Annotated in this window: 8 protein-coding genes; 1 reads left to right on the top strand and 7 read right to left on the bottom strand. The window is 46.2% G+C overall.

Annotated elements, in window-relative coordinates; translation table 11 throughout:
* Nucleotides 1-212: 212 nt before the first annotated feature.
* The 4 genes from cysQ to NF683_RS20690 all read right to left on the bottom strand — a co-directional run bounded on the left by cysQ (nt 213) and on the right by NF683_RS20690 (nt 4,844).
* On the bottom strand, nt 213-983 hold the full coding sequence (cysQ, locus tag NF683_RS20675) for a 3'(2'),5'-bisphosphate nucleotidase CysQ (RefSeq protein WP_253920855.1): 771 nt from the start codon (nt 981-983) through the stop codon (nt 213-215).
* Between the two features lie 98 nt (nt 984-1,081).
* Nucleotides 1,082-2,986 carry a sulfate adenylyltransferase subunit CysN gene (gene cysN, locus NF683_RS20680; RefSeq protein WP_253920856.1) on the bottom strand — a complete coding sequence of 635 codons (1,905 nt, stop codon included), beginning with the start codon at nt 2,984-2,986 and terminating at the stop codon, nt 1,082-1,084.
* Complete coding sequence (gene cysD, locus NF683_RS20685; protein ID WP_253920857.1) at nt 2,986-3,888, bottom strand: sulfate adenylyltransferase subunit CysD; 903 nt, start codon at nt 3,886-3,888, stop codon at nt 2,986-2,988. Before cysD ends, cysN begins: the two co-directional genes overlap by 1 nt.
* 128 nt (nt 3,889-4,016) lie before the next feature.
* Nucleotides 4,017-4,844 carry a helix-turn-helix domain-containing protein gene (locus NF683_RS20690; RefSeq protein WP_253920858.1) on the bottom strand — a complete coding sequence of 276 codons (828 nt, stop codon included), beginning with the start codon at nt 4,842-4,844 and terminating at the stop codon, nt 4,017-4,019.
* A 136-nt stretch (nt 4,845-4,980) separates the two neighbouring features.
* On the opposite strand from NF683_RS20690, the gene NF683_RS20695 reads away from it, so the two are divergent.
* Nucleotides 4,981-6,708: an SLC13 family permease gene (locus tag NF683_RS20695; protein ID WP_253920859.1), complete on the top strand. Its 1,728-nt coding sequence runs from the start codon at nt 4,981-4,983 to the stop codon at nt 6,706-6,708.
* 43 nt (nt 6,709-6,751) lie between these two features.
* Here NF683_RS20695 and NF683_RS20700 read toward each other — a convergent pair whose 3' ends face one another.
* The 3 genes from NF683_RS20700 to NF683_RS20710 all read right to left on the bottom strand — a co-directional run bounded on the left by NF683_RS20700 (nt 6,752) and on the right by NF683_RS20710 (nt 12,384).
* Nucleotides 6,752-8,992 (bottom strand): heparinase II/III domain-containing protein, encoded by a 2,241-nt coding sequence (locus NF683_RS20700; protein WP_253921912.1) that lies wholly within the window; start codon nt 8,990-8,992, stop codon nt 6,752-6,754.
* Between the two features lie 105 nt (nt 8,993-9,097).
* Entirely contained in the window at nt 9,098-10,003 is a 906-nt protein-coding gene (locus NF683_RS20705; protein WP_253920860.1) for a hypothetical protein, read from the bottom strand.
* 56 nt (nt 10,004-10,059) lie between these two features.
* Complete coding sequence (locus NF683_RS20710) at nt 10,060-12,384, bottom strand: hypothetical protein (protein WP_253920861.1); 2,325 nt, start codon at nt 12,382-12,384, stop codon at nt 10,060-10,062.
* Between the last annotated feature and the right edge of the window lie 13 nt (nt 12,385-12,397).

A 12,397-nucleotide genomic window follows, 5' to 3' on the forward strand; every position in this document is an offset into this window, starting at 1 on the left:
CAAAAGGCCATTTGCAGAGGGCTATTTACAAGTACTCGTTACAAGTACTCGTCACAAAGACCAGCCACAAAGACCAGTCACAAAAAACAGCGACACAGGGCCGACTACAAGAGACCGATCATAAGACCAATCATAGGAACGGCCTCTTAAAGGGGAGCATCATACACTTCCCTTGGTTCCGCCTTCAAAGCATGCCCTTCAACACATGCATTTCACGCCTGTCCCCAGACAACAAAATACGGATTAAGTTTTTCACTTGGGTTGGCGTAGCTAAGCGGCTCGCCTTCTAACGTTTCAACCCGGCCACCCGCTTGAAGCACGACCGCATGAGCAGCGCCAGTGTCCCAAAGGCAAGTAGGGCCTAAACGGGGGTAAGCATCAGCCTTCCCTTCTGCAATTAAGCATAGTTTAAGCGAACTCCCCATGGGCAGCATTTCGTGCTTGCCTAGCTTTTCAAGCCACGCTGCCAAGTCCGGGCTGGGGTGAGAACGACTACCCACCACACGCCAAGCGGAAGCAGCTTCCGGTTGACCCGCAACATTAATGGCATGACGCTGGCCGTCAGCTTCAACCTTAAAGGCACCTAAACCTTCAGCAGCAACATAAGCAGTTTCTAGCGCCGGAGCGGTAACAACGCCCAACACTGGCTTGCCGTTTTCAATCAGCGCAATATTGACGGTGAACTCGCCGTTACGCTTGATAAACTCTTTGGTGCCATCAAGCGGATCGACCAACCAATAGCGGCCATTGCTGTCTACCCCGGCAAAGCCTTCTGCATCCTCTTCAGAGAGTATTGGCAACTGCACTGGAAGACTTTGCAGGCCGCGCATAATCACATGATGGGCAGCTTGATCCGCTTCAGTTAATGGGCTTTTGTCTTCTTTTTCTTCCACGCTAAATTCGCGTGCGTAAACGGCCATAATGGCATCGCCCGCTTCACGAGCAATACGCTCCACAGAATCTAATAACGCTTGATCAATCATTTTGTCATTTCCTTATGATTAAGCCACCAAACAGCGACTAGCTGCTTGGTGGCTTATCAGTATTTACATTACGCGTTTAACCTAACCTACGTTGGGGATCAGCTAATTAGGCCAAGCTCCCGCAATGCCTTAATCACACTATCAGCCGCTTCCTCGGCACTCATCTCTGAGGTTTTCAGATGAATATCTGGCGACTCAGGTGCTTCATACGTTGAATCAATGCCGGTGAAGTTTTTCAGCTCACCGCGACGGGCCTTTTTATACAGCCCCTTAGGATCCCGGGCCTCCACTACATCAAGCGGCGCATCTACAAAAATCTCGATGAACTCACCTGCTTCCAGCAAATCACGCGCCAATTGACGCTCGCTGCGGAAAGGCGAAATAAACGCGGACATAACGATCAACCCAGCATCAACCATCAGCTTGGCGGTTTCCGCTACGCGACGCACGTTTTCAACGCGATCAGCATCGGTAAAGCCTAAGTCACGGTTTAAACCATGACGCACGTTATCACCGTCCAGCAAGTAGGTGTGCTGGCCCTGGGTAAATAACTTCTTCTCAACCAGATTAGCGATCGTTGATTTGCCAGCACCCGAAAGGCCTGTAAACCATAGAACCGCCGGCTTCTGGCTCTTCGCCAACGCACGTGCCTGCTTATCAATATCCACGTGTTGCATATGAATATTCTGGCTACGACGAAGGGCAAAATGCAGCATACCTGCACCCACCGTGTTATTCGTCATACGGTCAATCAGGATGAAGCCACCGGTATCGTGGTTATCTTGATAAGCATCAAAAGCAACCGCACGGTTGAGGCTAATCGTGCAGATACCAATGCCATTCAAATCAAGCTGCTTGCCAGCCGTGTGTTCCAGCGTATTAACGTTAACCTGATATTTAATATCGGTAACGGTCGCTGACACCATCTGGGTGCCTAGCTTCATGAGGTAGGGGCGACCCGGCAGCAGCGGTGCCTCATGCATCCACACCAATGTTGTTTCGAACTGATCAGCCGTATGCGCAGGCTGCTCTACACCGGAGATGACATCGCCCCGAGAGATATCAATTTCATCGTCCAGCAGCAGTGTTACCGATTGACCTGCCACCGCCTCGTCCAAGTCACCATCAAAGGTGTAGATGCGTGACACAGTGCTGCTCTTACCCGAAGGCTGAACACGAATCTGATCGCCAGGGCGAACAACACCGCTTGATACCATGCCACTGAAACCACGGAAATCCAGGTTAGGACGGTTTACCCATTGCACTGGCATCCGGAAGGGAGAGCGCTGCAAATGCTCAGCATCTAGCTCTACGGTTTCCAAATAGCCCATCAGCGTAGTGCCGTGATACCAAGGCATGTGCGGGCTTGGCTCAATAACGTTATCGCCTTTCAACGCCGACATGGGGATAAACGTAATATTTTCCAAACCGAGCTGTTTGGCAAACGTACGGTACTCTTCAACGATTTGGTCGAAACGCGCTTTAGAGTAATCCACCAAGTCCATTTTATTGATGGCAACGACGACATGCCGCATGCCCATCAATGACATTAAAAAACTGTGGCGGCGAGTCTGCGTCAAGATGCCGTGGCGCGCATCAACCATCAAAATAGCAGCATCTGCCGTGGAAGCACCGGTCACCATGTTACGGGTGTACTGCTCATGCCCAGGCGTATCAGCAACGATAAACTTGCGCTTTTCGGTGGAGAAAAAGCGATACGCTACATCGATAGTGATGCCTTGCTCGCGCTCGGCTGCCAAGCCATCAACCAGCAGCGCGAAATCCATATCGCCGCCTTGAGTACCGAACTTTTTAGAGTCAGCTTCAATAGCAGCCAGCTGATCTTCAAATAGCAGCTTGGATTCAAACAGCAAGCGGCCAATCAGGGTGCTTTTACCGTCATCGACGCTGCCACAGGTTATAAAGCGCAGTAGGCCTTTATGCTCGTGGGCCTTCAGGTAACCTTCGATGTCTTCGGCAATGAGTTCAGATGAATGCGACATTAGAAGTAACCCTCTTGCTTTTTCTTCTCCATGGAGGCAGCGCTATCGTGATCAATCACACGCCCCTGGCGTTCTGACGTCTTGGTCAACAGCATTTCTTGAATGATGGCCGGAAGCGTATCGGCTTCAGACTCCACCGCCCCTGTTAGGGGGTAGCAGCCAAGCGTGCGGAAACGAACCTTGCGCATCATCGGCACTTCGCCCGGCTCCAGCGGCATGCGCTCATCGTCCACCATAATCAACGCACCATCGCGCTCAACCACCGGGCGCTCTGCCGAGTAGTAAAGCGGAACAATGGGAATATTCTGCAGATGGATATACTGCCAGATATCCAACTCGGTCCAGTTGGAGATGGGGAACACACGAATAGACTCTTTAGGGTTCTTACGCGTGTTGTATAGCTTCCACAGCTCAGGGCGCTGATTTTTCGGGTCCCAACGGTGCTGAGCAGAACGGAAAGAGAACACGCGCTCTTTGGCACGAGACTTCTCTTCATCACGACGAGCACCACCAAAGGCCGCATCGAACCCGTACTTATCAAGCGCTTGCTTCAAGCCTTCGGTTTTCATCACATCGGTGTGAATCGCCGAGCCGTGGGTAAACGGATTGATGTCTTTCTCGATCCCTTCCGGATTGATATGCACCAGAAGATCCATGCCAATCTCTTCGGCCATTTTATCGCGGAATTCATACATCGCGCGGAACTTCCAACGCGTGTCTACGTGCAAGAGTGGGAACGGCGGTGGTCCAGGCGCAAACGCCTTACGTGCCAAGTGCAGCATCACCGCAGAATCTTTACCGACGGAATACAGCATGACTGGATTTTCAGCCTCGGCGACCACTTCGCGCATAATCTGAATACTTTCTGCTTCCAGACGCTGCAGATGGGTGAGTGATGTCATCATCTATCCCAATGTTATATGAAAAAATCGTTCTCAAGTGGCCACTCAGGCGCTGACTCAAAAACCCTTAACTTCAGCAATTTACGCAACTAACGCGGCCCTATTAACACAGCCCTATTAACACAGCCCTATATGGGAAGCGCAAAATCAGCAGGCACTGGCACTAGCCAAAACGAAGGCTGCCGCGCTAACCAGTCAGTCACTTCTGGGCTTGCTGAAAACAGAGCCCCATGAAATACCAGGGCAGCAGCACCGGATGAATTTAATGCATCAAATACCGCTAGGTAATCTTGCGCTTCAGGCGGCTTTTTAAAGCAACGCATTAATAACCGCCCCCTGGGACCATGCAAATAAATCTGGTACACGGAACCAGATGGATGAGCCACCCGCCGAACACCACCTTGCCAACGTTGGTCCGCATCTTTCAGCTTGGTAAAAACGGGAGCCACCGCGCTGCGAAACCAACGCCCTTCTTGGGAACGCTGCTTTGCTAAGTGGCTATTTGCTAAGTGGCTATTTGTTAAGTACTCAAGTTTCCAAGGCTTATGCTTCAGTCCTTGCGCTTCCCACCAGTGCTCAATCGCCCGCTGGGATAGCACAACGCCGTGGTGCGTACTAAGCCATTCAGCCAAACCAGCACTGCTCCAACCTGGTGCTGGGTGCAACAAAGGGGGCAATAAACTATTTTGTGGCTCCTGATAAAGTACCTGCCACAAAAGCGCCTGGACATCTGCCCCAAGGACGTTAGCCTGACCTTTTAACCGCCCACGGGGCTTGACGGGTACCGCCGCCCACCCGCCTTCACGAAAGGCCTTCCAAGCAGCCGAAACGGTCGGCGCGGAAAGCCCTGTTTGCTGGCTGGTTACCGCAACGGTATGGCCGTCTAAACGAAGTTTAACCGCTTGTTTACGGCGTTCATTTAGCAATTCAGGCGATAAATGTTTAATGGCCAACATCAATAACAAACCTTTGATTAAAAACAATTTATAAACAACATATAACGCTATCGTTGGCAATTATTAGACACCATCATAAAAGCCCGCGTAGAATCCAGCAAGTTTCTAACGTGAAGTATGTTTTGTAAGGATTAACATGACACCATGGGCCGTTTTGTCATCAATTGCTGTATTACTGATAGTGTTAATTAGTGGAAAAATTAAGCCTGCGATTGCCTTTGTTACCCTTGCAGGACTGTTTTTGCTTTTTGGGTTTGTTGATACCAGCACGTTGCTAATGCAATACACCAACCCCGCCTTGGCTACGCTACTCTTACTACTATTGGTATCACTTGCCTTAGAGCGCTCGCCTCTGCTGGACTGGCTTTCCCGCCACCTACTCAAAGGCCACCCCCGCTTAGCCACGGCCCGGCTGATGGGCAGCACTGCAGTGCTTTCTGCATTTTTGAACAACACCGCGGTCGTTGCGGCTTTTTTAGGGGCTATCTCACGCCAGCAACGTATTGCACCTTCACGACTATTAATTCCACTCTCCTACGCCTCAATTTTAGGAGGGATCACTACGCTAGTCGGCACATCCACCAACTTGGTGGTGAACTCATTCAACCTTAGCGCCAGCGGTAGTGAGCTAGGCATGTTTCAATTCAGCTTAGTGGGGGTGCCTGTCGCATTAATTACGCTATGCATACTGCTATGGAGGGCGAATGCCTTACCTCACCATCGCCTGGAAGACACCGACGAAAAGCTCTCTTACTTCCTTGCAGCAGATGTAGAAGCCGACTCACCGATGATTGGCAAGAGCATTGAAGAAAACGGTTTAAGAAGCCTAAACGGGCTGTATCTACTAGAAATTGAACGCCAAGGCCGCCTAATCAGCCCCGTTGCGCCAGATGAACGCCTTCAAGCGGCCGATACACTAGTGTTTACCGGAGAAGTAAGCAAAGTTCAGGCGCTACAGCGCTTTCCCGGGCTCAATCTATTTGGCCACCAAGCCGATAACCTGCTCGCCACCAATTTGGTAGAAGTGGTTATTTCCCACGAATCGGAACTTTCCAGCAAAACACTGCAGGATGTCGATTTCCGCAGTATGTTTAGTGCGGGAGTTGTCGGCATACGCCGTGGCGGCAAACGCCTGGAGGGGCAGCTTGGCAAAATCCCCCTGCGGGTGGGCGACTGCTTGCTCCTGGCCGTGAGTGCTGATTTTCGTCAACACCGCAATATAGACCGTAACTTTCATCTGCTTAGCGGCAGTTTCACTCGCCCGCAGCTCACGCGAAAAGAGAGCATCATGACACTAGGCGGGTTTGCAGCGGTTATCGCACTGGCGACGGCCAACTTACTGCCGCTGTTTCATGGCTTGCTACTGTTGCTGGGCGGCCTATTGCTATTAAAAGTAATTAGCTTGGCAGAATTACGCCGCCGCTTTCCGTTTGAACTTTGGCTGATTATTGGCTCAGCCTTAGGGATAGCGCAAGCGTTAGAAAACTCAGGAGCCGCCGCTGTTCTGGCAGGGGGAATGCAGTGGATGTTTAGCGGTTACGGCGTTTACGCTGCCTTTATTGGCTGCTATCTACTAACACTACTGCTAACCGAGACAGTCACCAATAACGCCGCTGCCGCCCTAGCCTTTCCTATTGCCTGGAGCACCGCCCAGGCCTTTGGTGCCGACCCTTTGCCGTTTGTGATGGCTGTTGCCTACGGAGCCAGCGCCTGCTTTTTAATTCCCTTTGGCTATCAGACCCACTTGATGGTGTATTCACCGGGGCGCTATAAGATTACTGATTTCTTCAAGATTGGTTTACCCGTCAGCATCACCTACTCGGCCGCAGTCTTAGTGATTACCCCGATGGTGTTTCCTTTTTAGAGTATTTTGGTTAGGAGTACGTGACATCAACTAACCATCTTAACTAGCCACATCTACTAGCCAATTCGGCTACTTTAAAGCCATGCCGCTTTGCCCACTGCTGACACAAAGCTTTTAAGGATACATTCATAGTATCCGCCAGCCACACCTGTGCGGTAGATGCTAAGCGTGGCAACAGTGTGGGCAAAAGCTTACTGAGTAACACTTCTAGATATTCGTCTGAAAAATCTGATGTACCAATAATCAACAAGCTGATGCCTTTAAGACCACTTAAGGCACGGTCTGAGACAGCTCCTGCCGCCGCATCACGATCAACCGAATCTCTTAGCGATAACGATTGCGCCCATAGCCCCAGCCCTTCACCAACCAACTGAGCTTCTACCTGCTGACTAGCGCTGTCATCATCAGTCATTACCGTCACAAAACCACGCCCCTTGTCCTGGTGCAGCCTGCCCAACGTAGTCGCTAAGGATGCATTGCCCACCAGCAGTGTGTGCTGCCACACTCCCGTTCGGTCCATCACGGCGGCGAGTGTTTCAAGCGAATCCCCCCTGCTCAACTGAGCATCGGAAGCGGCAAGTTTACGTAGTGGGGACAACGAAAGATGGAACCGAGTCGTCACTTCCAATGAATTGCTCGGCGCAAACACAACTCGCAATAGCTGACTAGACTCAAGCTGGTTTGCTTTAACAGAAAAAGCGCTGAAGACACGCTCGCCCTTCCAACCTTTTACCACCGACACGCTATCAGGCTGGGCACCTTGGATCTCCATTAACAGCTGGCTGCCAGTCGCGCTGCTGATGATCGCCCGGTTTCCTTGAATACTGATCTGCTTATCTTGCGGAAAGTGCCACTGTAAAATCACTTCACGAGGCTGAGTATCGTCGCAGTGGAATCGGTCAACCACACTTAGTTCATGCTGTGCCGCATTGAGGGCTACACGCCGCTGATGATCAACTTGCGGAAGAACGTTCAAGGCCATTTCGACAAATGGAAAAGAGGGCGAGTCATCAAACGCGGTTACTTCCCAGGCACTCAGGCGATGCTCAAAGTCCGCATCATAATCTGCCTCTGATACCAGCGGGATATTGTGAGCTGCCCGACTACGCATATAGCGGCGAACTGGATCTTTACCGCTGTAGTTATATAAACCTGAGTCAATTAGCCAATCTTCACCACCCGCATAAAGGCTAATATGCCCTTCATCCTGCTGATGGTGATAGCGGCTGGAGCAGCCCACTTTTATAATGCACTGAAGCGCATTGGCATAATCCCCCCGAGACGGCCACTGATCACGAAAGACTGCGTAACCCGAACGCGGAAAGACAGCATTAGTGTCTGCTGACGGCTCACCCTGCTTGCCGCTGGTCAGAGCATATAATAGATGTTGATATTCCGGCATGTGGCCGAAAGCATCGCGATACATATTAGAAGTAGGCAGTTGCTCTGTATCACCTATCGGCGGCAAAAGGCCATCGGGCCGGAGTATATAGGTAATAAAACGCAGTGCTTTGTGGGCAAATACATCGAACTGGCTAGCGAGCCCTCCTAGCACCTCATCGGGATAATCCTTAATGATTCCAAGAAAAACCTTGAAGACAAAAATATGGTAGGCAGGGCTATTCTCGACGTGGACACCTTCGTCCGTAAATGAAAACGCCAATTCACTGCTGATTCGCTGTTTAGCAACCTGCTGCCACTTTAAGGCCTGCTCACCTTCAAATACAGTGCCAAGCAACAACAGCACACGGGCTTGCTCCAACCCGTGGTTAGTATGCTCGGAATAGAAACTGTCCTTGGCTAGCCATTCACCATGTACCCTGACAGCCTTTTCAACATAAGTTAGAAATTGAGCGTTCGTTGTTGCCCATTCCGGCGCATAATCACGGCAGTAATAAACTAGCAACACCAGCTGTTCGGCACGCAGTGCGGTGGCATGGTCGTGCCAGATAAACTCAAAAGGATACGTCGTATCGGTTTCCAAATAGGTATCTAACCACGACTCAACTGCTTCGCGAGCAAAATCCAATACAGCATCATTCTCAGATGCACGATGATAAGCCATCAGATAGGATAAAAATGACAGCCAGTTTAATCGCCACTGCCAGCTGCGGTTATTAAGGGGATCTTGCTCCCAGTCTCCCCAGCTATTGAAATTAACAGGTTTAAAAGGGCCTAGTGTCAAAACTCGGTTTATGAAAAGGTCTTTGCCGAGAACAAGATTCGCAGATGCCTTTAAAACATAGATCAACTTACCAGCAACACTGGACTCCCGCTTCAGCATAGAGTTCAAACTAATTGCCACATTACTCGCCTTATATAATTAAAATTGTAGACAGTTCAACATTAAAAAAAAGAATCCATATCACCATAAAGAAAAATCAAAACCCTAAACAAGCATCCTTTTGTACCCAAGAATCTTCAAAAGCTCCTGATATTCCACAAGCATTTCAATTTCAGACAAAAAGTCATCATCAAATATCTCCTTATACTTATCATCAACTTTAAAATCTCCGACTGATTCTGCACTTTTATAGTATTCATGCCTGGGATTACTTACTAATTTATCCGTACTTTTCTCTAGCCTAGCCCAATAAGGTGCTCTATTCCCACCAATGGAATGAATCTCATAATTTGTAAAACCATCAAATGAAACATCATCATAATTTAAATCTAAAAAATCTAAAAAATCATTTTTATGCTTCTCACTAAATACGATTTCATCCATTTTTACGAGCATACCATTAGCTGAATTTTTAAAAAAATCAGAGTAAGCTAGATAAAGGTAATTGATTTCTCCTTTTGCATAATCTAAAAACTTAGCTTTATCACGTTGGATGGCACTATATACTGAGGAAAGCTCTTCCCCCTTAACACCTAAAGACTCACGCTTATTATAAAATCGAGAAGCTAATAACCTTACAGGGTGCTTAGAGGCTATTAGCGTATAGTCAACTTCAGTATCATGGAAAAAATCTAATTTTTTTGATCCATCTACAAAAACAGATACCTCAGGATGATGACTCTCAAAAACATCATATATACCTTGAAGCGTATCGACTTTGTTCTCTTTCAACTCCATTAGAAGTTTTCTTGACCAGTACTTACACTCCAGGCCACAGAAATCACACTTAGGATTCGCTATATTCTTATTCCTTGCACCATACCTCTGAATATAGCTATATAAAAGCCTATGAACTTCCGAGCCAAAAAACCATCCTGGCGAAGTATTTAAAACATACCCTAAAACAGTGGTTCCAGAATACGACGGGCCTAGTATTTTAACTTTTTTCATACGAAGCTCCAAAGCCTCTTCATTTCAAAATAACGAACGATAATTAACAGTTAAAATCACAAGAGATCAACGGAAAAGACAGTTTCTTTATCGCTTGATATGTATACGAGCAAATCAGCTGGATCGACCACTCTGCGATCTTTATTGACACGACAAGATTTCTCCATCATCCAATCTCCAGAGCCAGCTGCTTCAATTTTTACAACTTCTTCATTACCAATCTTTGAAATTAAAAGAACAGCGCCACCTTCTATCACAGGATAAACATCAGACAAAAGAAACTGATGCCTTGCTTTAATAACAGGCTCCACTTCTCCTTCGACGGAGTCTGTTATCAAGATTTTATTTTGTAAAACTTCAGCCTCACGACTTAGTACAAAACCTTCTTGTCTAGAGCTTCTTGCTACAACCCTTACAGGGTTGTCACTAAGTATTTTTAAATCAGAGCCAGAAGGATGATCACACGTATCTGACCAGTCATAATTTTCAATCCAAAAACTAGAATGCCATCTCTCCGACTTAAATTCTTTTATTTCATCCCATGTTTTAAAATCTGTATATCCAGGATCATCAAAAATAATAAAATTCTTATGAAAAAGAAATATTGAAAGCTCATCATTTTGTTTATGAACATGAGAGTGCCAACCCGACACTAGCGAAAAACTAGTCAAATTAGTTGGCCATTTATAAGAAAAATATCCTGCTTTAGAATAAAAACAACCTGAATTATTTGAAAACGGAGCCAATGCCTCCATTGGACCCTCAGCACCATATACTTTACGTAAAATTCTTTTATTAGGAAGACGGAATGAATCACCTATGGGAATGTATTGTCCGTTATTTAACAGATAAAAACCTAAAATCTCTTTACTTTTCTCTATGATATTGTCGATAACACCATGAAAATAGTTACCTTTAGGCAAAAGCTTCTTAATTTCAGAAATAATTTCTAAATTATATTCCTGATATGAAACGGAGTGCTCTAAACAAACACCCTCATCGTCATACATTTTAAGAAGGGTTTCACCAAGTCTCTTGTAAACTTTAGTTAATATTAATTGATTAGAAGAAGCCTCTGAGCGTAGTGCTTTTATAATAGCAACATCAGCCATCAGACCGTGATTGTTACTTTGATATACATGATCCGAAAGCAACGCCTTTATATCTTCTTCTAAAACCTTAGAGATAATTACCAACATTCTCTCATCGTGTATAAATGTCTTCTTTAACTCTTTCAGCACTGCAATTCTAATAGCTGTAGTATGATCACCAGTTCGAGTATTATAGTACTTATTCTTTTTTCTGTCCCTAAGATGATAATTATAAAAATCAATAATAATATTTTTCTGTAATTTTTTTTCTAATAATGGAAGCCACCTCAAGCTATTGAGATGATGCTGCCAATTTTTTGATCGGTAAGGGTCTTGGCTCCAATTAATCGGAAATACAATTTCCCGAGAAGGAAATGCACTGTGCCTTAAAAAAAAACTCCTGTTTGATACATCGTTATTTTTTTCAGGAAGCACATTTTCAATGTTGACATTTGGGAAAACACTTTCATAGTTTTTTTGATCTATAATTCCACGAATTATTTCCACCTCTGATTCAGCGCTCAGAGGTCCATGCCCACTAACCGGATCGTCATACTCTATAAATCTAACACTTTCAAAAAAAGTCAAATCCGTTTTCTCTCTCCACTTTTTATAGTGATTAGAGTAATGAAAAGCATCGGCTTTATTTTGCGCATAAACCAAATTAAACGCACCACTATGCCCGTTTATAGTAAATCGATTCTGTGTTTCACCAGCGTTGTTCACATAATCGAAATCACCATAAAATGACACATCCACCAATTTTTTTAATGTCTTAGCATCGTAATCTCTAATATCAGTTTGAACATTTGACATATAGAGCGTTGATTTCGGTGTAATCTTAGCGAGATAAAATCCTAAAATACCGCCACCACTAGTACCATAGTAAAGAATGTTAGCGGGATTTATTTTGGCTTTTTTTACAAAATCTCCCCACATTTTCGCAATTTCCAAAGCATAAAAGCGCCCCCTCTCGCCTTGAAACCAAGCCAAATTCATTTCACTATCTTTGAACAAAGTGGGGTCGAAACATGAAATGCAGTTATATTCCTCTAAAAAACTAAAATACTTTGACCTTTGAAATATAGGAACGGGCTTACCTCGAATTGTTCGCCCTGGAGTAAAAAACACAACTGGAGAATCAAAACCACATGTTAAATTCCATTTAAAAGGATACATTACTCCATCAAAACATATAAAAAACTCACCATTCTTCACGGCCTTATAAGCGCTTAAAAAATCTGGAAAAACCTTCCCTGCACTAAAACTATGGCGAACATTATTTTCCACAATTATAATCCTA

The sequence above is a fragment of the Halomonas sp. MS1 genome (assembly GCF_024182575.1).
In the GTDB taxonomy this organism is placed as follows: Bacteria; Pseudomonadota; Gammaproteobacteria; order Pseudomonadales; family Halomonadaceae; genus Vreelandella.